The following is a 24,790-nucleotide window of genomic DNA, read 5'->3' on the forward strand; positions in this document are numbered from 1 at the left end:
TCACGCTGCCGCGAACTGGTTCATGGTGTTGTGCTCGCCGCCCGCCTTCAGGGCCGCTTCGCCGGCGAAGTATTCCTTGTGGTCGTCGCCGATGTCGGACCCCGACATGTTCTGGTGCTTCACGCAGGCGATGCCCTGGCGGATTTCCTCGCGCTGCACGTTCCTGACGTAGCCCAGCATGCCCTGGTCCCCGAAGTATTCGCGAGCGAGGTTGTCGGTGGAAAGCGCTGCGGTGTGGTACGTCGGCAGGGTAATCAGGTGGTGGAAGATGCCCGCTTCACGCGCGGCATCGCGCTGGAAGGTGCGGATGCGCTCGTCGGCTTCGTCGGCAAGCTCCGTCCCGTCATAATCCACGTGCATCAGCCTGGCGCGGTCGTACGCTGACAGGTCGCGGCCTTCTTCTGCCCACTTGTCATAGACTTGCTGGCGGAAGTTCAGCGTCCAGTTGAAGCTCGGGCTGTTGTTGTACACCAGCTTTGCATTGGGGATCACCTCGCGCACCCGGCTGATCATGCCGCCGATCTGGCCGATGTGCGGCTTTTCGGTTTCGATCCACAGCAGGTCGGCCCCGTTCTGCAGCGACGTGATGCAGTCGAGCACGCAGCGATCCTCGCCGCTGCCGGCACGGAACTGGAACAGGTTGCTGGGCAGGCGCCGGGGCCGCAGCAGCTTGCCGTCGCGGGTGATGAGGACATCGCCGTTGCCGATCTCGCCCGCTGACACTTCCTCGCAATCGAGGAAGCTGTTGTACTGATCGCCCAGGTCGCCCGGTTCCTTGCTGAAGGCGATCTGCTTGGTGAGGCCGGCGCCCAGGCTGTCGGTGCGGGCGACGATCACGCCGTCCTCCACGCCGAGTTCGAGGAACGCGTACCGCACCGCGCGAATCTTCTGCAGGAAGTCTTCGTGCGGGACGGTGACCTTGCCGTCCTGGTGGCCGCATTGCTTCTCGTCGGAAACCTGGTTCTCGATCTGGATCGCGCAGGCCCCGGCCTCGATCATCTTCTTCGCCAGCAGGTACGTCGCCTCCGCATTGCCGAAGCCCGCGTCGATATCGGCGATGATCGGCACGACGTGCGTTTCGTGGTTGTCGATCGCGTGCTGGATGCGCGCCGCCTCCAGCTCGTCGCCGGCCTCCCGCGCCGTGTCGAGTTCGCGGAACAGGCCGCCCAGCTCGCGCGCGTCCGCCTGGCGCAGGAAGGTGTAGAGTTCCTCGATCAGCGCGGGCACGCTGGTTTTCTCGTGCATCGACTGATCGGGCAGGGGGCCGAATTCGCTGCGCAGGGCGGCGATCATCCAGCCCGACAGGTAGAGGTAACGGCCCTTCGTGGTGCCGAAATGCTTCTTGATCGCGATCATCTTCTGCTGGCCGATAAAGCCGTGCCAGCAGCCAAGGCTCTGCGTGTAAGCCGCGGGGTCGGCGTCGTATGCCGCCATGTCCTGCCGCATGATCCCGGCGGTATAGCGCGCGATGTCGAGCCCGGTGGGGAAGCGGTTCTGCAGGCGCATCCGGGCGGCGCTCTCGGCATCGATCGCCGCCCAGGCCGTGCCGGCGGTATCGATGGTGCGGCGGAAGTCGGCGATGTGGTTCTGATAGGTCATGTGCGCTGCCCTGGTGGAAGGTTGCCACCGTTCTACGTGGGCGGGCCGCGTTCGGAACGTATTTTTTACAAATAATCTTGTCTCGTTCGCGTGGTCACGGCAATATCGGCTGCAAACTTGTCAAGGAATTTACAAATGGTGGATGGGGCGCTGTTTGCCGGACCAGCACTGCGGCGCTTGCGCCGGCGCGAGGGGTTGAGCCAGTCGGCCATGGCCGCGCGCCTCGCCATATCGCCCAGCTACCTCAACCTTATCGAGCGCAACCAGCGGCCGGTCTCCGCCCGGGTCATCGTTCAGGTGGCCGACCAGTTCGACTTCGATCCGCGGCTGTTGCGCGAGGATGAGACGATCGGGGGTGTCGACGGGCTGGCCAGGCGATTGTCGGACGAACGCTTCGCCGACCTCGCGATCGATCGCGACGAGCTCAACGAATTTCTCGCCGCAGCGCCGCACGCCGCGGCGGCGTTCGCGCGGTTGTACGACAATGCCGCACCGGCCGCGCTGCGGGACGACCCGATTATCGCGGTTCGGCGGGAGATTGAACGCTGGCGCAATCATTTCGCCGATCTCGACACGGCGGCCGAGGCGCTGGCCGACGAATTGCGCCTGTCGCGCGGTGACACCGGCGCCGCGCTGACGGAGCGCCTGCGCGAACGGCACCAGATCGCGGTGCGCATCCTCCCGAACGACGTATTGCCGGATACGCTTCGCAGACTCGATCTCCACGCACGGCAGTTGCAGCTGAACGAGATGCTCGACCCCGCGTCGCGCACGTTCCAGGTTGCGATCCAGATCGCAGCGCTGGAGTTTCGCAGCGCGATCGCCAACCTGGCTGCCGCACCGCAGTTCGCCGATCCGTCCGCGCGCGGCCTGTTCGAACGCCATCTTACCGCTTACGTCGCGGCCGCCCTGGTCATGCCCTATGGCCGGTTCCTCCGTGCGTGCGAGGGGACCGGGTACGATCTGGCGGTGCTGGGCCGGCGCTTCGGCGTGGGCTTCGAACAGCTCGCTCACCGGCTCACCACCTTGCAGCGGGTCGGGCAGCGGGGCTTGCCGTTCTTCATGGCACGGATTGACCGGGCGGGGCAGGTCTCCAAGCGATACGCGGGCGCCAGCGGCGCTGCCTGGCTGGACGGGGACGCCAGCTGCCCCTTGTGGCTGGCCCACCGCGCATTCGAGCGGACGGGCGAACTGTGCGTTCACCCGGTCCTGGTGGACGGCGCGGGCGGGGCGCCGGCGCACTGGCTGACGATGGCCCGCACTGTCAACGGCCGCGGCGGCGCCCGCTTCGTCGTCGCACTGGGGGTGGAGGCGCACATGGCCGCGGATATCGCGGCGGCGCGGGGGATTTCGCTGAGGGCGGAGGATGCGACGCGGATCGGCCAGGGCTGCGCACGATGCCACGTGCCCAACTGCGTCCAGCGCTCGCTGCCTCCGCACGGGGCGGTGCTCCAGTTCCCGGCGCTGGAGCAGGGCGTGACTCCGTTCCGCTTTGGCGGTTAACCATGCATCGCGGAACCGGCCCCGGGAGCGGCCGTTTTTGCAGGGTATAATGAGGGAGAACACCATAATGACCGAAGAACGCATCACCGAAGTGGAAACGCCGCGCGGCGACACGCACACCACGCACACGATCGTCACCGATGGCGAACCGCGCCGCAGCGGCGGATCGGGCTGGCTGATCGCGCTCATCCTGCTCGTCGCCGTCGTCGCCGGCCTGTTCCTGTTTTCAGGCATGAGCAATTCGGAAGCCGCGAAGGACAACGCGATCGCCGATGCGGCCAGCAATGTCGGCGATGCCGCCCAGCAGGTCGGCGATGCGGCGCAGGACGCGGCCGATTCGGTGACCAAGAACTGAGCTATCGACCACCGCCGGCGGCGATTTCCGCTGCCGGCGGCGGTTTGTAAAATTTACCGACATTTCATCTCTCGCCGTTAGTCCGGGCCCCCTCACAGGAGTGCCCCCGGCCCGAGACGATGATCCGTCTTTTCAAACACTACATCCCGCACGCAGTCATGCTGCTGGGTCTGTTCGATCTGGTTCTGCTGTTCGGCGCCGCCGAGCTGGCATGGCAACTGCGCGCCGCCCAGATCGCGATCGATCCCGGTCCGTTCGTGAGCCGCCTGGGCATGTTGCTCGGTTTTGCCGGGGTCGTCTGGCTCGCGATGATCGCGGTCGGCACGTACGGTGCCGATGCCTTGCGCTCGATGCGCTTTGCCGGCGCGCGCCTTCTCGTGGCGGTGAGCCTGGGCGTCATCGCGCTGGCGCTGCTCGATTTCATGGTGCCGGGATCGCAGTTCTGGCGGTCGACCCTTATCTATTCGATGTTCATTTCGATCGGGCTGCTGGTCGCCAACCGGCTGCTGGTCGGCACGGTCATCGGCACGGCCGCGTTCCGGCGCCGGGTGGTCGTGCTGGGGGACGGGCGGCGCGCCCAGCGCATCCGGCTGCTGGCCGAACGGCCCGAAAGCGGGATCGCCATCGCCGCGTTCGTGGGCATGAACGAAGGCGCGCCGGTCATCGAGGAAGCCATTCCGCGCGCGGCGGTTCAGGACCTGGGCCGCTTCGTGGCGAACATGGGCGCCACCGAAGTCGTCCTCGCGCTGGAGGAACGGCGCAACGCGCTGCCCCTGAAGGACCTGCTGCGCATCAAGACGATGGGCGTGCACGTCAACGATTTCTCCAGCTTCCTGGAACGCGAGACGGGCCGCGTCGATCTCGACACGCTCAACCCGAGCTGGCTGATCTTTTCCGATGGCTTCTCGTCGGGCCGCGCGATCTCCAGCGCGGCGAAGCGGGTGTTCGACATCCTTGCGAGCGGGCTGCTGCTGATCCTGACGCTGCCGGTCATCCTGGTGTTCGCCGTGCTGGTGAAGCTCGACAGCAAGGGGCCGGCGTTCTTCCGCCAGAGCCGGGTGGGCCTGTACGGCCAGACGTTCGAGCTGGTGAAGCTGCGTTCCATGCGGACCGATGCGGAAAAGGACGGCGCGCGCTGGGCGTCGCGGAACGATCCGCGCGTGACCCGGCTGGGCCGCTTCATCCGCAAGGTCCGCATCGACGAACTGCCGCAGGTGTGGACCGTGCTGACCGGCCGGATGAGCTTCGTCGGGCCGCGCCCGGAAGTGCCGCAGTTCGTGGCCGATCTCGACGACAAGCTGCCCTATTACGCCGAACGGCACATGGTGAAGCCGGGGATCACCGGCTGGGCGCAGATCAACTACCCCTATGGCGCCAGTGTCGAGGATTCGCGGGCGAAGCTCGAATACGATCTCTATTACGCAAAGAACTACACACCCTTCCTCGACCTGCTGATCCTGCTGCAGACGGTGCGCGTCATTCTGTGGCCGGAAGGTGCGCGCTGATGCCGGCGGACGCGGCATGGTCGCTGCTGGGGTTTGCCCTCAACCTCGCAGGCGCGGTCGCCTGCGCGCTGGTGGCGGCGCTGCTGTGGCGGCGCGCGAGCCCGCGGAGCGAACGGCCCGCGGCCATCGCGGCGCTGCTCATCACCGCGGTCTGGTGCGTGACGGCCGCGGCCTGGGGCGCTGGATCGACCGCCGCGGAAATCATCGAAAGCGCGCGCAATCTTGCCTGGGTGGTCGTGCTCTATCGCCTGTTCGGCAACGATGGCCGTGACCAGATGCTGGCGCCAATCCGCCCGCTGGTGATGGTGTTGTGCCTGGTGGAATGCCTGTTGCCGCTCGTCACCCTGCTCGACGCCCGCTTCGGTGCGGACAAGGGCCTGCACGCGGTCGCGTTCTCGGTCACGGCGTCGCTACGAACGCTGGTCGCCGTGGGCGCGCTGGTGCTGGTGCATAACCTTTATGCAGGCGCATCGCCGGTGGCGCGGCAGATCCTGCGCTGGCCCGCCGCGGCGCTGACCGTGTTCTGGACGTTCCAGCTCAATTTCTACGCGGCTGCCTGGTTCACCCAGTCGATGCCCGCGGAGGTGAGCGCGCTTCGTGGACTGGTTCCTGCTGCGGTTGCGTCGTTGCTGGCGGTGGCCGCGAACGCGCGGGCGGCGGATCTGAAGCTGGTGCCGAGCCGCGCGGTGGCGTTCCAGTCGCTGTCGCTCGCGCTCATCGGCCTGTACCTTGCCGGAATGCTGCTCGTGTCGCGCTGGCTCAGCCTGCTGGGCGGCGACCTCGGCCGGTTGACGCAAGTCGCCTTCCTGTTCGCGGCGGTGACGGCGGCGGTGTTCTGGCTGCCGTCGGGCAAGGTGCGCGGCTGGCTGCGGGTCAACGCCTTCAAGCACCTGTTCCAGCATCGTTACGATTACCGGGCGGAGTGGCTTCGCTTTACCGCGACGATCGGCCGCGCCGGCCCCGATGCGCCGGCCTTGCCCGATCGCGCGGCCCAGGCGCTGGCCGATATCACCGACAGCACGGGTGCCGTCCTGCTGCTGCCGGCCGACGACGGGGCGTTCACGCTGGCAGGATCGTGGCAGTGGCCCGGTGCGCCCGCGCCGGGGAATGCGTGCGATCCGGAATTCGCCGCGTTCCTGGAACGTGGGGGCATGGTCATCGAGCTCGACGACGTGCGCGCCGGGACCGACCGCTTCGGTGAGGCGGCACTGGTTCCCGGGTGGCTGCGCGATGATCCCAAGGCGTGGGCGGTGATCCCCCTGATCCACTTCGATCGACTGGTGGGCGTCGCGGTCCTTGCCCGGCCTCCGATCGCGCGCCGGCTGGACTGGGAGGATTTCGACCTGCTGAAGACCGTCGGCAGCCAGCTCGCCAGTTTCCTGGCGGAACAGGCCGGGCACGAAGCGCTGGTGGAGGCGGCCCGCTTCGACGACTTCAACCGCCGCATCGCGTTCGTGATGCACGACATCAAGAATCTCGCCAGCCAGATGTCGCTGCTTGCCCGCAATGCGGAGCGGCACGCGGACAACCCCGAATTCCGCAAGGATATGCTGGTGACACTGACCAAGAGCGCGGAAAAGCTGAACGCGCTGCTGGCGCGGCTCGGCCGGTACGGCGCCCCGTCGCCATCGGCCCGGCTCCCGATCGATCTGGCCGCGATGGCGCAGCGCGTGGCGGGCCGGTATGCCGGGGGCCACCCGGTGCAGTTGACGCGCTGCGATCCGTGCATCGTGCTCGGCGATCCCGATGGGTTGGAGCAGGCGCTGGTCCACCTGGTGCAGAACGCGGTGGAGGCCAGCGCGCCGGCCATGCCGGTCTATCTCGACGTGTCGTGCGACGGATTGCAGGGACGCATCGAGATCGTCGATGCGGGCGCGGGGATGACGCCCCGGTTTGTCCGCGAAGGCCTGTTCAAGCCGTTCGTATCGTCCAAGACCGGCGGGTTCGGCATCGGCGCGTTCGAGGCGCGCGAACTGGTGCGCGGCATGGGCGGGCGTCTGGATGTCCTGTCGCGGGAAGGGCTGGGCACGCGCTTCGCGATTGTCCTGCCCCTTTCGGCCGCAGCGGAATTCATCGCGGAACACCCGCGCGTGAACGAGGTCGCATGATGCGCGAAGACAAGCCGCGGCTGCTGGTGATCGAGGACGACGCGGGGCTGCAGGCGCAGCTCAAGTGGGCGTACGACGATTTCGCCGTGACCATTGCCGGGAACCGGGAGAGCGCGCTGGCGGCGCTGCGAAGCGAGGAGCCGGGCGTCGTCACGCTCGACCTCGGCCTGCCGCCGGATCCCGACGGGACCAGCGAGGGGTTTGCCATCCTCGATGCGATCATGGCCCTGAAGCCGGATACGAAGGTGATCGTCGCGTCCGGACACGGCGCCCGGGAAAGCGCCCTGCAGGCGATCCAGCGCGGGGCGTACGATTTCTACCAGAAGCCGGTCGACATCGATGCTCTCGGCCTGATCGTGCGCCGCGCGTTCGCCCTGCGCGAACTCGAGGCGGAAAATCGCCGGCTCGCCGCCAGGGTGGGCGAGGACAAGACGGTGCTCGGCACGCTCATCACCGCCGCGCCCGAGATGACCAAGGTTGCCCGCACGATCGAGCGCGTGGCGCGGACGAACGTCTCGGTCATGCTGCTGGGCGCCAGCGGCACGGGGAAAGAGCTGCTGGCACGCGGCGTCCACGACGCGAGCGACCGGCGGGACGGGTCGTTCGTGGCGCTGAACTGCGCGGCCATTCCCGAAACCCTGCTGGAAGCCGAGCTGTTCGGTCACGAACGCGGTGCGTTCACCGGCGCGGTGCGGAGCAACGAGGGCAAGATCGAGCTGGCGCATGGCGGCACGCTTTTCCTCGACGAAGTGGGCGATATTCCGCTGCCCTTGCAGGTCAAGCTGCTGCGCTTTCTCCAGGAAAGGACGATCGAGCGGGTCGGCGGGCGCAAGGCCATCGCGGTCGACACGCGGATCGTGTGCGCCACGCACCAGGATCTGGAAGCGATGATCGCGGCGGGCACTTTCCGCGAAGACCTGTTCTATCGCCTGGCGGAAATCGTCGTCAAAGTCCCCACGCTGGCGGAGCGGCCGGGGGACGCGGTGCTGCTTGCCAAGGCCTTCCTCGCCCGTCTCTCGCGGGAGATGAACCCCCGGGTGAAGGGCTTCAGCGCCGATGCGCTGGCGGCCATCGACGCGTGGCACTGGCCCGGCAACGTACGCGAGCTGGAGAACCGGGTGAAGCGGGCGGTCATCATGGCCGACGACAAGCTGGTGGTCGCGCAGGATCTCGATCTGCCGGGCGGGGCGGACGATCCATCGGGCGCCGAGGTGCTCAACCTGAAGGGCGCGCGCGAACGCGCCGATCGCACGGTGATCCGCCACGCCCTGGCGCGGAGCGACGGGAACATCTCCAACACCGCCAAGCTGCTGGGGATCAGCCGTCCGACGCTCTACGATCTCCTGAAGCAGTACGATCTGCACGCCTGAACGCTCGACACGGTGGGCCTGCCGCGCCAAGCCGCGGCACATGACACGTGTGCTGACTGTTTTCGATCCGATGGTCCGTCTGCTGGTGCTGGCGATCCTGCTGGCGAGCGTGCTGCCGGCCACCGGCGGGCAGCGCGATATCGCACAGGCCGTGTCGAACGGCGCGATCTTCCTGCTGTTCCTGCTCAACGGTCTGCGCCTTTCGCGCGACCAGGTTCGGCGCGGGATCGGGCACTGGCAGTTCCTGTTGCCGCTGGCGATCTGGTGCTTTGGTGCGATGACCCTGATGGGCAAGGGCTTCGCCATCGCGATGGCGCCCGTGTTGCCGCCGATGGTGGCGCTGGGTTTCCTGTTCCTGGGCGCGCTTCCCTCCACCGTGCAGTCCGCCACCGCGTACACGTCCCTGGCGGATGGAAACGTGGCGAATTCGGTGGTGGCGGCCGCGCTCCTCAACGTGATGGGCGTGTTCCTGACCGTGCCGATCTTCGCGGCCATGGGCGGGGGCAGCGCGGCGGAACTCGGCATGGACGGCCTCGTGAAGATCGTCGCGATTCTGGTGGTGCCCTTCGCGATCGGGCAGGTGCTGCAGGTGCGCCTTGCCCCGTGGATCGGCGACCACCGGGCGCTCATCACCTGGATGGACCGACTGTCTATCGCCATCGCCGTTTACGTCGCGTTTTCCGCGGCCGTCGAACAGGGGCTGTGGGCGCGGGTCGGGGCGGCGGAATGGCTGGTCCTGCTGGCCGGCGTCGTCGCCATGCTGGGCGCGGCATTCGGCGCTGCCTGGGCGATCGGCCGGATGCTTGCCCTCGATATCGCGGACCGGATCGCGTTCCTGTTCGCCGGGGCGCACAAGAGCCTGGCGATGGGCGCGCCGCTGGCGTCGGTGCTGTTCCCGCCCGCGGCTGCCGGCATGATCCTGTTGCCGCTGCTGGTCTATCACCTGCTGCAGCTGATGGTGAGCGCGCCGCTGGCTAGTCGCCTCGCACGGCGTCCTCGACAGGCTCCGGATTGTTGCGGTTGAACCGCACCGACCACCACAGCGACAGACCGATCAGGATCGCGCCGATGAGGCCCGTGATCGTTTCCGGGATGTGCCAGCGCGCCGACAGCAGCATGATGCCGCCGAGCACGATGATCGCCCAGAATGCGCCGTGTTCGAGATAGCGATACTGGGCGAGCGTGCCCTGTTCGACGAGGTGGATCGTCATGGAGCGGACGAACATCGCCCCGATCGACAGGCCGAGCGCGATGACGATCATGTTGTTGGACAGTGCGAACGCGCCGATCACGCCATCGAAGCTGAAGCTGGCGTCGAGGATATTGAGGTAAAGGAACCCGCCCAGTCCGCTGCGCACCGCCGCACCGGCAAGGCGCTGCTTCTCCTCGCTCAGTTCCAGCAGCGTGCTGATCCCCTCGACCGCGATGAACGTGACAAGGCCAAGGATGCCGGCGACCAGGAATGTCAGCGCGTCCGCATCCGGCAGCACCAGCGAAATGCCCCACAGGGTCAGGAGCAGCAGCGCGATCTCCGCCGCGGGAAGGGCGGAGAATTTGCCGAGGAACCGCTCGACCGAACCGATCCAGTGAACGTCTTTCTCGCCATCGAAGAAGAACTTGAGGCCGACCATCGCCAGGAACGCGCCGCCGAAACCGGCGATACCGACATGCGCGCTCGACACGATGCGTTCGTATTCGAGCGGATCGTTGAGCGACAGGTTCACGGCCTGCACCGGTCCGAGCCCGGCCGCGATCGCCACGATGGCGAGCGGGAACACGATCCGCATCCCGAACACTGCGAACAGGATACCCCAGGTGAGGAAGCGCCGCTGCCAGGTGCGGTCCATGTCCTTCAAAACCGACGCGTTGACCACGGCGTTATCGAAGCTCAGCGAAATCTCGAGGACGGAGAGCACGACGACGATCCACAGCAACTGGAGCATGCCCCCGACGCTGCCGGTGCTCGATAACCCGTACCATGCGCCAAGGCCCAGGCAGACGATCGTGAAGATGAGCGAGAGTGTGTAGAAGCGCTTGAGCGTGTCCATCGTGATTCCGAATGAGCGGGGGCAGGAAGTCGCGGATTACCGCGGCTGGTATGTCTGGTCGCGGGTGGGGAATGTGCGCGAACGCACTTCGGCGGCATATGTTTCGGCGGCTTTCGAAATGACAGAGGCGAGGTCTTCGTACCGCTTGACGAAACGCGGCACGCGCTCGAACATGCCGAGCATGTCTTCGGTGACGAGAACCTGGCCGTCACATTCCGCCGACGCGCCGATGCCGATCACGGGAATCTCCAGGCTCTGCGTCAGGGCGACCGCGATGGGTTCCACGACACCTTCGGCGACGACGGCGAACGCGCCCGCTTCCTGCACGGCCTTGCCATCGGATACGATCCTGGCGTGTTCTTCCTGGCTGCGGCCGCGCGCGCCATAGCCGCCGAGCGCGTTGACCGCCTGGGGTGTCAGGCCGACGTGGGCCATGACCGGAATGCCGCGCTGCGACAGGAAGGCGATCGTTTCGGCCATCGCCGCGCCGCCTTCCAGCTTGACGCCTGCGGCGCCCGTTTCCGCCATGATCCGGCTCGCGCTGTCGAACGCTTTCTGCGGGCTGGCTTCGTATGCGCCGAACGGCATGTCGACGACAACGAGGCTGTGGTAGCTGCCGCGAACGACGGCGGCGCCGTGCGCGATCATCATCTCCAGCGTGACCTGGAGCGTGGACGGCAGGCCGTAGATGACCTGGCCGAGGGAATCGCCCACCAGCAGCATGTCGCAATGCGTGTCGAGAAGCTGCGCCTGGCGCGCGGTGTACGCGGTGAGCATGACCAGCGGATCGCGCGTCTGGCCGCCCGCCTTGCGACCCTTGATCGCCGGCACGGTCAGCCGCCGCATCGGCTGCGGGGTGGGCGTCGCGCGGCTGGTCGCGGTGTCGAGCTGGAACGTGGTGGACATTCGCGGGTCTCTAGCTGCGGCACGGAGACGGGGAAAGCCCGGACATTACGGCTTGCGCTGACCATCCACCACGCTAGCTTCGCGCGCCATGAGGGAGGCGGGCCGCCAACGGCCGCCTGACAAGAGGATTGGGGTCATGTTACTCGACCGGATTAAGCCGCTCGACGCCATCTTGGCGACGGCGCAGAAGAAGTCACTCCATCGTTCGCTCGGCGCCGTGCAGCTCACCCTGTTCGGGATCGGCTGCATCATCGGCACGGGCATTTTCGTGCTGACCGCCGCGGGCGCGCAGAAGGCCGGCCCCGGCCTGATGCTGGCGTTCATCATCGCCGGCGCGGTCTGCATCGTTGCCGCGCTCTGCTATGCGGAGATCGCCGCGATGATCCCCGTCGCGGGTTCGGCCTACACCTACAGCTACGCCACCATGGGGGAATTCCTGGCCTGGACGGTCGGCTGGGCCCTCGTCCTCGAATACGCGATCGCGGCCTCGGCCGTTTCGGTGGGGTGGTCAGGGTATTTCACCGGGACCATCTTGAACGAATTCTTCGGCGTGCAGTTACCTGCCTGGCTGAGCGCCGGGCCGCTCGCGCTGGGCGGCGCGGCGGGCGGTTTCATCAACCTCCCGGCGCTTATCATCGCCTTGCTGGTGACCTGGCTGCTGATGATCGGCACGACCGAAAGCGCGCGGGTCAACGCGGTGCTGGTGGCGATCAAGATCACCGCGCTGACGATCTTCATCGCGCTGACGCTGACCAGCGCATATTTCGATCCCGACAAGTTCAACCCGTTCCTGCCGGCCGGCCTGTTCGGCGGGTTCGGTTCCGGGGTTGGCGCAGTCGGTGCGGCGGCGACGATCTTCTTCGCATACGTCGGGTTCGACGCGGTTTCGACGGCGGCGGAGGAAACCCGCAACCCGCAGCGTAACGTGCCCATCGGGCTTGTCGGGTCGCTGCTCATCTGCACGATCTTCTACATCCTGGTCGCGGCCGGCGCGGTCGGCACCATCGGCGGCCAGCCGATCATGGGGCCGAACGGCGTCCCGTTCCCCGCCGGTTCGGAAGAGCTTGCCCGCCAGTGCGCGATGGCGGCCCATGCCGATGCGCTGGTCTGTTCCAACGAGGCGCTGGCGCATGTGCTGCGGCAGATCGGTTTCTCGGGCATCGGCAACATGCTGGGCATCGCGGCGTTCCTGGCGCTGCCTTCGGTGATCCTGATCCTGCTGTTCGGCCAGACGCGCATCTTCTTCGTGATGGCGCGCGACGGGCTGCTGCCGGAGAAGCTTTCCGCGGTGCACCCGAAGTGGAAGACCCCCTATATCGTGACCGGCATCACCGGCGCGATCGTGGCGGTTGCCGCGGCGTTCCTGCCGGTCGGCCAGCTTGCGGACATCGCGAACGCGGGCACGCTCTATGCGTTCTTCATGGTCGCCATCGCGGTCATGCTGCTGCGCAAGCAGGCGCCCGACCGCAAGCGTCCGTTCCGGGTGCCCGGCCTGGCGATCGTCGGCCCGCTGACGATTGCCGGCTGCCTGTTCCTGTTCCTCAACCTGCCGCTGGAAGCGATGCTGGTGCTGCCGGTGTGGACGGTTATCGGGTTCGCGGTCTATTTCGGCTACAGCCGCCGGAACAGCCTGCTGGGCCGCGGTATCGTGGAAGTGGTGGACGATATCGGCGGGCAGGAACATTCCTTCCCGATCGATGTCCCCGAGGACGCCCGCTAACCGCGGTCAGGCCGTAAAGGCACAAAAAGAAAGGGCCGCCTTTCCGTACGGAGAGGCGGCCCTTCCTGCATCGCGGGGTGCGTCAGAGCGCGGTTTCGGTGTGCGTGCCCGCCGTGTCGCCGCGGACATCCATGCCGAGCGCCATCTTGGCGGTAGTGATGACGCCAAGGTCGCTGTCCCAGATCTCGGCCTGGCCCAGGTCCATCCGGAGCATCAGCAGGTTGGGATCGTCCTTCCCGCCCGGGAACCATGCCTCGACAAAATTCGACCACTGCTTGTCCAGCCGTTCGCGGCTGGTTTCTTCGCTCAGCACCCCTTCGAAGCGGGCGAACAGGTCGTGTCCCTTGCCAGCGAACGTGCAGGTGGCGGGCCCCATTTCGGAAAGGTGACCGTCGCGGTTGGTGAAGAACCAGATTGCGCTGTTGGCATCCTTGTCGAGCTGGGCCGTCATCACGAGGGCATCGTTGGCCGTGCTCTGCAAGGAAACGAACACGAATGGCGAGTCGGCGAAATTGCGCCAGAACTTTTCCTTCAATTCGTCGGCATTGCCTTGATCATATTTCATGGGCTTCCCTTTCTTTCCTTGGCGAACGGGGCGGGGGACAGGTTGTTCCGACCGTTGCGAATCGATCCATGATGGAACATAACCGGAACAAATGAGTCGATATTCCGCCATGCCACCGCTTGCCGAAATGCCGACCGCCGCCGGTCTTGCCCGGGTGTCCGCCACGGCGCCGGCATGGCGGCCTGGCCTTGCCGCCGTTCGGCATAGCGAAGTGTTCGCCAGTTCGCGGGAAGCGAGCGGGGCGGCCGCGGCGCTGGCGCTGGCAGCCGATGCACTGGCGGCCGATGCACTTGCGACAGAAAAACCGACGGCAGGAAAACCGGCGGCAGGGAAACCGGCGGGGGCTTCTTCCGCGCTGGCCGAAATCGCGGATCGCCGCGCCGTGCTGTGGGTGCAGGACAAGGCCGCGCTGCGCGTGGGCGGGCGTCCCTATCGTCCCGGCCTGCCCGCCGCCTTCCGCAACCGCCTGATCCACGTGGTGGCCAACAAGGTGGAAGACGCCTTGTTCGCGCTGGAAGAAGGGCTGCGCTGCCGCGATCTGGCCGTGGTGATCGGGGAACTGGCGGGCAACCCGCGCGCGCTCGATTTTACCGCTTCGCGCCGGCTTACGCTGGCGGCCGAAAGGCACCGCGTGCCATTGTGGCTGGTGCGCCTCGATGCCGAACGCGACCTGTCGTCCGCGCGGATGCGGTGGGACGTTGCTGCCGCCCCTTCACCCCCACCGCGCTGGAACGCCGCCGCGCCCGGCATCCCCGCATGGCGTGCCGAGCTGTTTCGCGCACGCCGCCATCCCCCTGGAACATGGACCCTGCACGATGACGGACATGGCCTTGCCGCGGCCCGCCTCGTCGCCGATCGCCCCGCGGGCCCCGATACCGGTGCAGGCACGGCCTCGCCGCATCCTGTCGGTATGGCTGCCGCGGCTGGCGATCGATCGCTGGCGGCTTGGTAACGGGCTGGCGCCGGGCGAAGGCGCCGACGCCGCGCCACTGGCGCTGATCGCTGAAACCGCACACGGACCGCGCATCGATGCGGTCAACGCCGCCGGTCTTGCCGCCGGCGCGCGAAGCGGCATGATGCTGGCCGATGCGCGGGCGTTGTATCCGGCGATCCAGGTGGCACCCAGCGATCCACCGGGCGACCATGCTTTCCTGGAGAAGCTGGCCGTATGGTCGCTATGCTGGGGTCCATGGTCGGCGATGGATGCGCCCGACGGCCTGCTGATCGACATGACCGCGGTCGCGCACCTGTTCAGCGGGGAGGCGGAACTGCTCGCCGATGCCCGCGCGCGCTTTGCCGCCCGGGGCCTTGCCGCCCGCTTCGCCATCGCGCCGACCGCCGGCGCGGCCTGGGCGTTGTCGCATTATGGCCCCGACGGCACGATCCTGTCTCCGGCAGACGACATCGCCGCCTGCCTGGCGGAATTGCCTGTCGCATCGTTGCGCCTGGATGACGCGGTCGTGGCAGTGCTGCGCCGCCTGGGGTTGAAGCGTATCGGTGATCTGACCGGCCGGTTCGGCGAACGCCACGGACGCGATGCGCTTCACCGCCGGTTTCGCGCCAGGTCGGCGGTTGCCAATCCGCTCGTCCGGATGGACCAGCTGCTCGGCAAAGTGTCTGAACCGTTGCTACCGGTCGTCCCCGCTAGCATGCCGCTGGTCCAGCGCCGGTTGATGGAACCGATCCGCCACCGCGAACTGCTCGATAGCGTGATGGCCGACCTCGCCGATGACATGGCCCGCGAACTAGAAAGGCTGGGGCAGGGTGCCCGCCGGCTCGAACTCGGCATGTGGCAGGTGGATGGCGAGGTGACTGTCCGGAACCTGGAACTGGCCGCCGCCACGCGCGATGCGGGGCATATCGTGCGTCTGTTCGCCGCCCGGCTCGACGATGTGGACGCCGGCTTCGGCATCGAATGCGTGCGGCTGCGGGCAAGCTGGGCCGAACCGCTGGCCTCGGCGCAAGCGGATATCGAAGCCGCGGCGGAGGATTCTGGCACCTCGCTGGCGGCGCTGGTCGATCGGCTGACGGTGCGCCTGGGGCCGCAGGCCGTGCGCCGTCCCGTGCTCCACCCCAGCCACATTCCCGAACGCGCCCAGCGCTGGCAGCCGCCGCTGGAACCCGAACCGCCGCAGCAGGGCGAACTGGCGTTCCATGCCCGCCCGCTCAAGATGCTCGACAAGGCGGAATCGATCGCGGTGCTCTACGCGACGCCCGACGGCTACCCGCAACGTTTCCGCTGGCGGGGACAGGTGCACGACGTGGTGCGGGTGGAAGGGCCGGAACGGATCGCGCCGGAGTGGTGGCGCGAGAAGGGCACTGCCCGGCTGCGCGATTATTATCGCATCGAAGACGCGCAGGGCCGGCGGTACTGGATCTATCGGCTCGGGATCCTGGGCGATGGGCGCGGCGGGGTGCCGGACTGGTTCCTGCAAGGCCTGTGCGCCTGACTGCCCCCGCTACTCCGCCGCCACGTCCGCCACGGTCTGAAACGATGCCCGGAAGGCTGACCGCTTGCGGCCCTGCGCGATATTGCCGACATGCGCGATCGGCATTTCGATCACCCGGTTGACGCTGGCCGTCTCCACCACCACCGCCGGGTCGAGCGCACGCGCGAAGGATACGCCGCACTGGCCGTTTTCCGACCAGATCACGGTGCATACGGCTTCCCGGCCGGCCCAGCGCAGCAAGGCGGTGGAACCGGCCTGGGGCGGATCGATCACTGCCAGCCGGGCGCCGCTTTCCGAAATGTCCCACAAACTGCCCGACGCGCGCGACGTCATCGTCTCCAGCACCGCCTCGCACGTCACTTCCACGCGGCGTGACGCCCGGCGCTCGAAAAAGTCATCGGGCTCGTAGACGCGCAGCGGTTCCATCCCTGCCACAGTTCATCCGCAACCCTAATATCGATTGTCGGAACATGGTTTACGCCCCCGCAAGAGACCCGGGGAGGCGCAAGGAAACGCGCGATCCGTAAACCTGCCGGGCCGGTCAGGCGGCCCCGCCGCTGCGACCGCCCTGGTCGAGGAATGCGACCAGGTCTTTCGCCAGCCGCTCGGTCTGCGTGGCGAACACGGCGTGCGGCTCCCCACCGTATTCCACCAGCGTGGCACCCGGCACGGCTTTTGCGACCGCGCGCGCGGTGGCATCGATCGGCACGGTGACGTCCTTGGTCCCGTGGATCACCAGCGTGGGCATCGTGAAGCTGGCGAGATCGGGCCGGAAATCGGTCGTGGCGAACGCTTCGGCGGCTTTCAGGGTGGCGTACTGGCTGGCGTGCATGGCGGTCCTCCACGCCCAGTCTTTCTCTTCCTGGCTCACCTTGTTCACCAGCACCCCGTCGCCGTAGAAATCCTCGAAGAAGCCGGTGAAGAAGTGGCGGAAATCCTTCTTCATCCCGGCAGTCATCTGGTCGAAGGTCGATTGCGGCACGCCATCGGGATTATCGTCGGTCTTGAGCATGTAGGGCACGACCGATGCGATCAGCACTGCCTGGCTCACGCCGCGGCCGCCATGCCGGCTTAGGTAGCGGGCGACTTCGCCGCCTCCCATCGAAAAGCCGACAAGGGCCGCATCGACTTCCACGCCGGCGTCCGCCATGACGTCAGCCAGATCGTCGGCGAAGGTGTCGTAATCATAGCCCGTGGGCGCATGATCCGAATGCCCGAACCCGCGCCGGTCATACGCGACCGCGCGATAGCCGCTGTCCGCCAGCGCGATCATGATCGGGTCCCAGCTGTCGGCGGAAAGCGGCCAGCCGTGAATGAGCATCACCGGACGGCCTTGGCCGAGTTCCTTCCAGCGTAACCTGGTTCCGTCCCGGGTGGTGGCAAATGGCATCGCGCGTTCCTTTTCTGGAGGTTCCGGCACGAAACGGATGGTCGCACCCGCCAGTTCCGCCGAGCGTGATCGTCACCGAACGATTGGTGTTGGCGAATCTGTTGCGAGAACATATATAGAACGAATGGGTCCGTTAAGCACGATAGAGAAGCTCGCCATCCTGGCCGACGCAGCGAAGTACGATGCGTCGTGCGCTTCGTCCGGCACCACCAGGCGCAATTCCACTGGGGGGAAGGGGATCGGCTCGACCGAAGGCATGGGCATCTGCCACGCCTATGCGCCCGATGGCCGCTGCATCTCGCTGCTCAAGATTCTGCTGACCAATCACTGCATCTTCGACTGCCACTATTGCATCAACCGCAAGAGCTCGAACGTGCGCCGGGCGCGGTTCAGCCCGCAGGAGGTCGTGGACCTCACGCTCAGCTTCTACCGGCGCAATTATATCGAAGGGCTGTTCCTGTCCTCAGGCATCGTGAAATCGTCGAACCATACGATGGAACAGATGGTCGAAGTGGCGCGGATCCTGCGCGAAGAACACGATTTTCGCGGCTACATCCACCTGAAGACCATTCCGGAGGCGGACCCCGAGCTGGTGCATCAGGCGGGGCTCTACGCCGACCGGGTGTCGATCAACGTGGAATTGCCGACCGATGCCGGTCTCGTCCGGCTCGCGCCCGACAAGGATGCGCGCCAGATCGCAGGCGCCATGGGCAAGGTGAAAAGCGATATCGTCGAAACCCGCGACGCGCGAAAACGGTTCAGGCACGCGCCGCGCTTCGCCCCCGCGGGACAATCCACCCAGATGATCGTAGGTGCCGATGCGGCAACCGATGCGGATATCGTGAGCAAGGCGAGCCGGCTGTACGACAGCTTCCGCCTGCGCCGGGTCTATTACAGCGCGTTTTCGCCCATTCCCGATGCCAGCGCGGTGCTGCCGCTGAAGCGCCCGCCGCTGGTCCGCGAGCATCGCCTGTATCAGTCGGACTGGTTGATGCGGTTCTACGGCTATCAGCCGGCGGAAGTCATGCAGGCGACCGAAGCGGACGGCAACCTGCCGCTCGACATCGACCCCAAGCTCGCCTGGGCGCTGAAGTTTCGCGAACGCTTTCCCGTGGACGTGAACCGTGCCGGGAAGGAGGCGCTGCTGCGCGTGCCGGGCCTGGGCGTGCGGGCGGTCGAACGGATTCTCGCCAGCCGCCGCCACCGGACGATGCGGCTGGATGACGTAGCGCGGCTCACCGTCTCGATTGCCAAGGTACGGCCGTTCATCGTCACCGCCGACTGGCGGCCGGTCATGCTCACCGACCGCGCCGATCTTCGCGCGCTGCTGGCGCCGAAGACCGAGCAGCTTGAGCTGTTCGCGGCATGAGCCTGTGTTTTCGGCCTCGTTCGCCATGAGCGCGCCCTTTCGCGACATGCGCCTGCCCGGCGCGTTCGGCGTCACGTTGCCCGAGCCCGATGACTTCGAGTTCTGGCGCGACCAGGCGCGCGCGCTGGTCCAGCGCGACGTGCCGCCCGACCGGGTTGCGTGGATCGAGCCGGGCGGCGCGGGGGACTTGTTCGCAGGCGGACGGCGCCGCCTTCCGAGTCCGGGCGCCGATGCCCCGCCGGTGCGCGCCAGCCGCGCGTTCGTCCAGTTGGCGAAGACGGCGATCTGCCATTCCGATCCCGAACGCTTTGCCCTGCTCTATCGTCTGTTGTGGCGAATGCAGGGCAGTCCGCGCCTGTTGGAAGACGGCGCCGATCCCGAAGTGCGCCGCCTGGACGAAATGGCGCGCGCGGTGCGCCGCGACATCCACAAGATGCGCGCCTTCGTCCGCTTCCGCCTGGTCGAAGGCGGGGATGGGGGCGCGGGCGAACATTACGTCGCCTGGTTCGAACCCGAACATCACATCCTGCGCGCCAACGCGGGGTTCTTCGTCCGCCGCTTCGCCAACATGACGTGGTCGATCCTCACCCCCAGGGGGTCGCTCCATTGGGATCGCGCCGTGCTGGAAGAAGGGCCGCCTGCGCAGCGTTCCGATGCGCCCGCGGGCGATCCCACGGAGGAGCTGTGGCGCAGATATTATGCATCGATCTTCAATCCCGCGCGTTTGAAGGTCGGGGCGATGCTGAAGGAAATGCCCCGCAAATATTGGAAGAACATGCCCGAAGCGGCGCTCATTCCCGAGCTTGTCGCAGGGGCGCAATCGCGGGAGTCGCAGATGGTCGCCGCCGGCACGCTGGAGATGGGTGAACGGCCCACGTCGCTCTCCGCGATCGACAAGGCGATCCACGCCTGCCGGATGTGCCCGATCGGTCTGCTCGACAACCGGGCGGTGATGGGTGAAGGTCCGCGCGATGCGGCCCTGATGATCGTGGGCGAACAGCCAGGCGACCAGGAAGATCTCGCTGGCCGCCCGTTCGTGGGCCCGGCAGGGCAGCTGCTCGACCGGCACCTCGAACGCGCCGGGATCGACCGGCGCAGCGCCTACGTCACCAACGCGGTCAAGCATTTCAAGTTCGTCCAGCGCGGCAAGCGGCGGCTGCACCAGACACCCACCGCCAAGGAAGTCGACATCTGCCGCTGGTGGCTCGAGGGGGAGCGCGAACTCGTCCAGCCCAGGCTGGTCCTCGCGATGGGGGCGAGCGCCGCGCGCGGCATGCTCGGCAAGACGGTGAGCATCTCGAAAGTGCGCGGGGCGCCGCATCCGCTGGAGGATGGGAGCGAACTGTGGGTCACCGCGCACCCGTCCTACCTGCTACGGCTCGATGGCCCGGCGCGCGAGGAACAATCGCGCCTGTTCGACGCCGATCTCGCCGCGGTGAAGGAACGGCTGGAGGAACTGACGTGATCCGGCCGCCTTCCCCGATCGTCATTCCCGCGCCTGCGGGGATGCCCGCACCTTGATGAAGGCGGGCGCACGATGCCCGAAAACGATTTCCAGATTCCCCGCCGGCGGATCGAAGCCGATCCCGACCTGATCGACGCGCCGCCGCGCGCGCCCTTCGTCGAACTGGGGGTGACAAGCTGCTTCTCGTTCCTGCGCGGTGCGTCGCTTCCCGTGGACCTGGTCGAACGCGCCTGGCGGCTTGGCTATGACGCGGTCGGCATCGCGGACGCCAATTCGATGGCCGGGGTGGTTCGCATCCATGGCGCGGCGCGGACGCTCAAGCTCACGCCGGTCATCGGCTGCCGGATCGAGACGATCGAAGGGCTGGCGTTCCTGGCCTATCCCACCGATCGCGCGGCCTACGGACGATTGTGCCGGCTGATCTCGGCCGGGCGGATGCGCACGATCGACGGCGAATGGCAGGACAAGGGCGCGTGCCACATATCGCTTCCGATGCTCGCCCAACATGCGGAAGGCGTGCAGCTTATCCTGTTGCCGCCGCGCGATCTGGCGGATGCGTTCACGATCCCGGTTGCGAACAACGTCGTTCCCTTGCGCCGCGCGGATTCGGCAACGGATCTGGCAGAGGACGCCGAGACGCGGAACGCGATCGCGTTTGCCGACATCCTCCCCCACCTGACGCGGCAGTTCCCCACGCTGCGCCATCTTGCCGCCAGCTATCTTTATACCGGTGACGATATCGCGCGGATCGACCGGCTCGATGCGCTCGCGAAGGCGAACGGTCTTGCGCTGCTCGCCACCAACGACGTGCATTATCACGTGCAGCAACAGCGCCCCTTGCACGACGTGATGACAGCGATCCGGCACAAGACCACGGTGGCGGATACCGGCCACCTGCTCCATCCCAATGCCGAACGGCATCTCAAATCGCCAACCGAGATGGTCGCGCTGTTCGGCCGCTGGCCTCACGCCATCGCGGCATCGCGCGCGGTGGCCGATGCCTGCCGGTTCAGCCTCGAGGAACTGAAATACGAATACCCGAAGCGCGATTACCCCCAGGGCATGACGTCGCAGGAATACCTGGTCGACCGGACGATGAAGGGGGCCGAATGGCGCTATCCAGACGGGATACCCCGGGCCGTTCGGGACACGCTTCAACGCGAATTCAGCGTGATCGGGAAGCTTTCGATCGCGCAGTATTTCCTGACCATCAAGGAAATCGTCGATTTCGCGCGCAGCCAGGATCCGCCCATCCTGTGCCAGGGACGCGGCAGCGCGGCCAATTCGGCGGTATGCTTCTGTCTCGGCATAACCGAGGTCGATCCGGCCGAGCATCAGTTGCTGTTCGACCGTTTCCTGTCCGAGGAACGCAACGAACCGCCCGATATCGACGTCGATTTCGAACACGAACGGCGCGAGGAAGTGATCCAGTGGATTTATCGCACATATGGCCGCCAGCACGCGGGCCTGTGCGCGACCGTGATCCACTACCGCCCCCGAATGGCGATACGCGAAGTCGGCAAGGCGATGGGGCTGAGCGAGGACGTGACCGCTTCGCTCGCACGCACCGTGTGGGGCGGACACGGACGCGAGATCGACGAGGACCATGTCCGGCGCGAAACGGGGCTCGACTTGTCCGATCCCTATTTGCGGCGGGTTCTCAAGTTGACGAGGCAAATGATTGATATGCCACGGCATCTCAGTCAGCACGTCGGTGGTTTCATCCTCACCGACTGCCCGCTGGTCGAAACCGTTCCCATCGGCAACGGCGCGATGCCCGATCGCAGCTTCATCGAATGGGACAAGGACGACATCGACGAACTGGGTATCTTCAAGGTCGATATCCTTGCGCTCGGCATGTTGAGCTGCATCCGCAAGGCACTCGAACTGGTCGGCACCCACCACGGCGTCTCCCACACGATGGCGACATTGCCGCAGGAGGAACCGGCGGTTTACGACATGCTGTGCGAAGGGGATTCGCTCGGCGTGTTCCAGGTGGAAAGCCGGGCGCAGATGAACATGCTGCCGCGTTTGCGTCCGCGCGAATTCTATGACCTCGTGGTGCAGGTGGCGATCGTGCGGCCGGGGCCGATCCAGGGCGACATGGTCCATCCTTATCTCAAGGCGCGGCGGGAACACCGGCAAGGACGGACCGATTTCAATCTGCCGAGCCCATCGCCGGATCACGGCCCGGCCGACGAGCTTTCCTCGATCCTTGGCCGGACATACGGCGTCCCCATCTTCCAGGAACAGGCGATGAAGATCGCCATCGACGCCGCCAAGTTCTCGAATGCCGATGCCAATCGCCTGCGCAAGGCGATGGCGACGTTCCGGTCGCGCGGCATGGTGAACGAACACCAGGACATGATGGTCGGCCGCATGATCGCGCGCGGTTACGATCCCGAATTCGCGCACAATTGCTTCAACCAGATCAAGGGCTTCGGCGAATACGGATTCCCCGAAAGCCACGCCGCCAGTTTCGCGCACCTGGTCTATGTGTCGAGCTGGCTCAAATGCCATTACCCGGCGGCATTCGCGGCGGCCTTGCTCAATTCCCAGCCGATGGGCTTCTATGCGCCTGCGCAGATCGTGCGCGATGCCGAAGAACACGGCGTCGTGGTGCTGCCGATCGACGTCAATCATTCGGAATGGGATTGCACCTTGGAACCGGTGCCACACGCGTGCCCATCGCGTCCGCGCCCTCGCAAGAACGGGGAAAGATGGCGTCATGACGGCGGTTGGGGCCTGCGTCTCGGCTTGCGCCAGATCGACGGACTGCCCGAATTCGTCGCCGCCCGACTGGTCGCGGCGCGGGAAGCCGAAGGTCAGTTCCGCGATGTGCGGGACGTGCGCGATCGGGCCGGTATCGCTGCGGCCCATGTCGAAAGACTGGCCGCTGCCGATTGTTTCGGCTCGCTCGATCTGCCGCGGCGCCAGGCCTTGTGGAACGCGCGTACCCTGGTGGGCGCGGGGGATCTGCCCCTGTTCGCCGCCGCGCGCGAACGCGAGGAAGGGGCCGAGCGCAAGGCAACACGGCTGCCCGCGATGACGCTGGCCGAGGAAGTCGTCGCCGACTACCAGACTCACCGGCTGAGCCTGAAGGCGCATCCGCTGAGCTTCCTGCGCCCGTCGCTCACCGCCCGCGGGTTCGTCCGTGCCGATGACCTGCGGGACCGCAAGTTCCGTTCGATGGTGAATGTCGCGGGCGTGGTGCTGATTCGCCAGCGGCCGGGCAGCGCCAAGGGCGTGTGCTTCATCACGCTGGAGGACGAGACCGGGGTAATCAATCTCGTGGTCTGGCCCGACATGATGGAAAAATACCGCAAGGTCATCATGGGGGCCCGGCTGATGGAGGTGCGCGGCAGGGTGGAGTACGATGACGAGGTAATCCACGTCATCGTGCACCACCTGACCGACGCCACGCACGCGCTTCATTGCCTGAGCGACGAACTGATCAAGACGCCGATCGCGCGCGCGGACCACTGCAACAATCCGCTGCCCGCCAGGATCAGTCCTGCAGGCGAAGGGCGCGATGGCGCCGTGCCGACAGTCCCGCCGTGCGAACCGCCATCCCCCGGCAATCGCGATTGCGGCTTTACCGGCGGGCACCCACGCGATGCGCGGATCGTGCCGAAACTGTTGCCGCTGCCGCCCTCGCGCGATTTTCATTGAGGGCCGGCGAAGGGCGGTGTCGCAGAAGAACAAGTCGTTCTCTGCGGCGTTGTCCCGGCATGAAATTCAGCTGGTTCGACAGCCTGGCGATCGCCGCATTGATGCTGGGTGCCGTGCTCCTCGGCGCGAAAGCCTGGCTCGACGCCCATCCCGAACACAATCCGTGGGCGCCGCTCGACTTGCGCGACCCGCTGGGCTGGGCGACGGCGCGCAAGCTCGCCGCCCTGCGCACGGACGGGCCAGCCTGCCGCGCCGTCCTGGAGCGGAGCGACGTGGCATTCACTGCGCTCGATCCGGCGGGCGCGGGTGCATGTGCCCGGCCGGACCGGATCGTGGGAGATGATTTCCCGCTGGCCCCCGGCCGTCCTGTCACGACATGCGCAGTGGCGGCTGCCTTCGCCCGGTGGGTGGAGAGCGGGGTGCGCCCCGCGGCGGAAGAAACGCTCGGCTCACCCCTGGACCGGATCGAGCATTACGGCACGTATTCCTGCCGTCGCCTCTATGGCCGGTCGAGCGGCGCTTGGAGCGAACACGCCACCGGCAACGCGATCGATATTGCGGCGTTCGTCACCGAAGATGGGCAGCGCGTTTCGGTGCTGCGGGACTGGCCGGGCGATGGGGCCAAGGCCGCCTTTCTCCGCCGGGTGCGCGATCATGCCTGCGAAAGCTTTGGCACGGTGCTGAGCCCGAAATACAACGCCGCGCACGCCGATCATCTGCACCTGGATCAAGCCGCGCGGGGATTCGGCAGGGTCTGCCGGTAAC

General features: G+C 66.7%; 19 protein-coding genes. 13 read left to right on the forward strand and 6 right to left on the reverse strand.

The window, feature by feature from the left end:
• On the reverse strand, positions 1-1,599 hold the full coding sequence (locus GRI40_RS01845; RefSeq protein WP_160609767.1) for an isocitrate lyase: 1,599 nt from the start codon (positions 1,597-1,599) through the stop codon (positions 1-3).
• A gap of 135 nt (positions 1,600-1,734) precedes the next feature.
• Between GRI40_RS01845 and GRI40_RS01850 the strand changes: the two genes are divergently transcribed.
• The 6 genes from GRI40_RS01850 (at position 1,735) to GRI40_RS01875 (ending at position 9,464) form a co-directional block, all read left to right on the forward strand.
• On the forward strand, positions 1,735-3,102 hold the full coding sequence (locus tag GRI40_RS01850) for a helix-turn-helix domain-containing protein (RefSeq protein WP_160609768.1): 1,368 nt from the start codon (positions 1,735-1,737) through the stop codon (positions 3,100-3,102).
• A gap of 67 nt (positions 3,103-3,169) precedes the next feature.
• Positions 3,170-3,457, forward strand: coding sequence for a hypothetical protein (locus GRI40_RS01855; RefSeq protein ID WP_202390114.1), 288 nt, complete (start codon positions 3,170-3,172; stop codon positions 3,455-3,457).
• A 119-nt stretch (positions 3,458-3,576) separates the two neighbouring features.
• Positions 3,577-4,962 (forward strand): TIGR03013 family XrtA/PEP-CTERM system glycosyltransferase, encoded by a 1,386-nt coding sequence (locus GRI40_RS01860; RefSeq protein WP_160609769.1) that lies wholly within the window; start codon positions 3,577-3,579, stop codon positions 4,960-4,962.
• The gene (gene prsK / locus GRI40_RS01865; RefSeq protein WP_160609770.1) at positions 4,962-7,070 is read left to right on the forward strand and encodes an XrtA/PEP-CTERM system histidine kinase PrsK; all 2,109 of its coding nucleotides are present in this window, start codon (positions 4,962-4,964) and stop codon (positions 7,068-7,070) included. The genes GRI40_RS01860 and prsK overlap by 1 nt, the downstream gene beginning before the upstream one ends.
• Positions 7,070-8,440 (forward strand): PEP-CTERM-box response regulator transcription factor, encoded by a 1,371-nt coding sequence (gene prsR, locus GRI40_RS01870; protein ID WP_160611313.1) that lies wholly within the window; start codon positions 7,070-7,072, stop codon positions 8,438-8,440. The genes prsK and prsR overlap by 1 nt, the downstream gene beginning before the upstream one ends.
• 40 nt (positions 8,441-8,480) lie before the next feature.
• Complete coding sequence (locus tag GRI40_RS01875; protein WP_160609771.1) at positions 8,481-9,464, forward strand: bile acid:sodium symporter family protein; 984 nt, start codon at positions 8,481-8,483, stop codon at positions 9,462-9,464.
• Here the strand turns inward: GRI40_RS01875 and GRI40_RS01880 are convergent.
• Both GRI40_RS01880 and panB read right to left on the reverse strand, forming a co-directional pair.
• A complete protein-coding gene (locus GRI40_RS01880) occupies positions 9,415-10,488 on the reverse strand; it encodes a DUF475 domain-containing protein (protein ID WP_160609772.1) in 1,074 nt (357 codons plus the stop codon). The genes GRI40_RS01875 and GRI40_RS01880 overlap by 50 nt on opposite strands.
• Positions 10,489-10,524: 36 nt before the next feature.
• Positions 10,525-11,394 (reverse strand): 3-methyl-2-oxobutanoate hydroxymethyltransferase, encoded by an 870-nt coding sequence (panB, locus tag GRI40_RS01885; protein ID WP_160609773.1) that lies wholly within the window; start codon positions 11,392-11,394, stop codon positions 10,525-10,527.
• A gap of 136 nt (positions 11,395-11,530) precedes the next feature.
• Here panB and GRI40_RS01890 point away from each other — a divergent pair, with 136 nt between their 5' ends.
• Positions 11,531-13,114: an amino acid permease gene (locus tag GRI40_RS01890; protein ID WP_160609774.1), complete on the forward strand. Its 1,584-nt coding sequence runs from the start codon at positions 11,531-11,533 to the stop codon at positions 13,112-13,114.
• An 82-nt stretch (positions 13,115-13,196) separates the two neighbouring features.
• Here GRI40_RS01890 and GRI40_RS01895 read toward each other — a convergent pair whose 3' ends face one another.
• Positions 13,197-13,679 carry a pyridoxamine 5'-phosphate oxidase family protein gene (locus GRI40_RS01895; protein WP_160609775.1) on the reverse strand — a complete coding sequence of 161 codons (483 nt, stop codon included), beginning with the start codon at positions 13,677-13,679 and terminating at the stop codon, positions 13,197-13,199.
• Between the two features lie 91 nt (positions 13,680-13,770).
• Here GRI40_RS01895 and GRI40_RS13770 point away from each other — a divergent pair, with 91 nt between their 5' ends.
• Complete coding sequence (locus tag GRI40_RS13770; protein WP_237488973.1) at positions 13,771-14,631, forward strand: hypothetical protein; 861 nt, start codon at positions 13,771-13,773, stop codon at positions 14,629-14,631.
• Positions 14,558-16,129 carry a DUF6504 family protein gene (locus GRI40_RS01905; RefSeq protein WP_337190467.1) on the forward strand — a complete coding sequence of 524 codons (1,572 nt, stop codon included), beginning with the start codon at positions 14,558-14,560 and terminating at the stop codon, positions 16,127-16,129. The genes GRI40_RS13770 and GRI40_RS01905 overlap by 74 nt, the downstream gene beginning before the upstream one ends.
• A 9-nt stretch (positions 16,130-16,138) precedes the next feature.
• On the opposite strand, the gene GRI40_RS01910 is transcribed toward GRI40_RS01905, so the two are convergent.
• Both GRI40_RS01910 and GRI40_RS01915 read right to left on the reverse strand, forming a co-directional pair.
• The gene (locus GRI40_RS01910; protein WP_160609776.1) at positions 16,139-16,555 is read right to left on the reverse strand and encodes a PilZ domain-containing protein; all 417 of its coding nucleotides are present in this window, start codon (positions 16,553-16,555) and stop codon (positions 16,139-16,141) included.
• Between the two features lie 115 nt (positions 16,556-16,670).
• The gene (locus tag GRI40_RS01915; protein WP_160609777.1) at positions 16,671-17,519 is read right to left on the reverse strand and encodes an alpha/beta fold hydrolase; all 849 of its coding nucleotides are present in this window, start codon (positions 17,517-17,519) and stop codon (positions 16,671-16,673) included.
• A 124-nt stretch (positions 17,520-17,643) separates the two neighbouring features.
• Between GRI40_RS01915 and GRI40_RS01920 the strand changes: the two genes are divergently transcribed.
• The 4 genes from GRI40_RS01920 to GRI40_RS01935 all read left to right on the forward strand — a co-directional run bounded on the left by GRI40_RS01920 (position 17,644) and on the right by GRI40_RS01935 (position 24,789).
• The gene (locus tag GRI40_RS01920; RefSeq protein ID WP_160609778.1) at positions 17,644-18,888 is read left to right on the forward strand and encodes a putative DNA modification/repair radical SAM protein; all 1,245 of its coding nucleotides are present in this window, start codon (positions 17,644-17,646) and stop codon (positions 18,886-18,888) included.
• A 25-nt stretch (positions 18,889-18,913) separates the two neighbouring features.
• A complete protein-coding gene (locus GRI40_RS01925) occupies positions 18,914-20,353 on the forward strand; it encodes a UdgX family uracil-DNA binding protein (RefSeq protein ID WP_202390115.1) in 1,440 nt (479 codons plus the stop codon).
• Positions 20,354-20,425: 72 nt separating this feature from the next.
• Positions 20,426-24,025, forward strand: a complete 3,600-nt coding sequence (locus GRI40_RS01930; RefSeq protein WP_160609779.1) for an error-prone DNA polymerase — start codon at positions 20,426-20,428, stop codon at positions 24,023-24,025.
• A 59-nt stretch (positions 24,026-24,084) separates the two neighbouring features.
• Positions 24,085-24,789 (forward strand): extensin-like domain-containing protein, encoded by a 705-nt coding sequence (locus tag GRI40_RS01935; protein ID WP_160609780.1) that lies wholly within the window; start codon positions 24,085-24,087, stop codon positions 24,787-24,789.
• Position 24,790 lies beyond the last annotated feature (1 nt).

This window comes from Tsuneonella aeria, assembly GCF_009827495.1.
Taxonomy (GTDB): domain Bacteria; phylum Pseudomonadota; class Alphaproteobacteria; order Sphingomonadales; family Sphingomonadaceae; genus Tsuneonella; species Tsuneonella aeria.

What these genes read in the sequence shown, in the direction of transcription:
- GRI40_RS01920 (WP_160609778.1), top strand. Translation starts at nt 17,644, where the DNA reads ATGGGTCCGTTAAGCACGATAGAGAAGCTCGCCATCCTGGCCGACGCA.
- GRI40_RS01855 (WP_202390114.1), top strand. Translation starts at nt 3,170, where the DNA reads ATGACCGAAGAACGCATCACCGAAGTGGAAACGCCGCGCGGCGACACG.
- GRI40_RS01890 (WP_160609774.1), top strand. Translation starts at nt 11,531, where the DNA reads ATGTTACTCGACCGGATTAAGCCGCTCGACGCCATCTTGGCGACGGCG.
- GRI40_RS01880 (WP_160609772.1), bottom strand. Translation starts at nt 10,488, where the DNA reads ATGGACACGCTCAAGCGCTTCTACACACTCTCGCTCATCTTCACGATC.
- GRI40_RS01935 (WP_160609780.1), top strand. Translation starts at nt 24,085, where the DNA reads ATGAAATTCAGCTGGTTCGACAGCCTGGCGATCGCCGCATTGATGCTG.
- GRI40_RS01860 (WP_160609769.1), top strand. Translation starts at nt 3,577, where the DNA reads ATGATCCGTCTTTTCAAACACTACATCCCGCACGCAGTCATGCTGCTG.
- GRI40_RS01915 (WP_160609777.1), bottom strand. Translation starts at nt 17,519, where the DNA reads ATGCCATTTGCCACCACCCGGGACGGAACCAGGTTACGCTGGAAGGAA.
- GRI40_RS01925 (WP_202390115.1), top strand. Translation starts at nt 18,914, where the DNA reads ATGAGCGCGCCCTTTCGCGACATGCGCCTGCCCGGCGCGTTCGGCGTC.
- panB (WP_160609773.1), bottom strand. Translation starts at nt 11,394, where the DNA reads ATGTCCACCACGTTCCAGCTCGACACCGCGACCAGCCGCGCGACGCCC.
- GRI40_RS01850 (WP_160609768.1), top strand. Translation starts at nt 1,735, where the DNA reads ATGGTGGATGGGGCGCTGTTTGCCGGACCAGCACTGCGGCGCTTGCGC.
- prsK (WP_160609770.1), top strand. Translation starts at nt 4,962, where the DNA reads ATGCCGGCGGACGCGGCATGGTCGCTGCTGGGGTTTGCCCTCAACCTC.
- GRI40_RS01875 (WP_160609771.1), top strand. Translation starts at nt 8,481, where the DNA reads ATGACACGTGTGCTGACTGTTTTCGATCCGATGGTCCGTCTGCTGGTG.
- GRI40_RS13770 (WP_237488973.1), top strand. Translation starts at nt 13,771, where the DNA reads ATGAGTCGATATTCCGCCATGCCACCGCTTGCCGAAATGCCGACCGCC.
- GRI40_RS01845 (WP_160609767.1), bottom strand. Translation starts at nt 1,599, where the DNA reads ATGACCTATCAGAACCACATCGCCGACTTCCGCCGCACCATCGATACC.
- GRI40_RS01930 (WP_160609779.1), top strand. Translation starts at nt 20,426, where the DNA reads ATGCCCGAAAACGATTTCCAGATTCCCCGCCGGCGGATCGAAGCCGAT.
- GRI40_RS01910 (WP_160609776.1), bottom strand. Translation starts at nt 16,555, where the DNA reads ATGGAACCGCTGCGCGTCTACGAGCCCGATGACTTTTTCGAGCGCCGG.
- prsR (WP_160611313.1), top strand. Translation starts at nt 7,070, where the DNA reads ATGCGCGAAGACAAGCCGCGGCTGCTGGTGATCGAGGACGACGCGGGG.
- GRI40_RS01895 (WP_160609775.1), bottom strand. Translation starts at nt 13,679, where the DNA reads ATGAAATATGATCAAGGCAATGCCGACGAATTGAAGGAAAAGTTCTGG.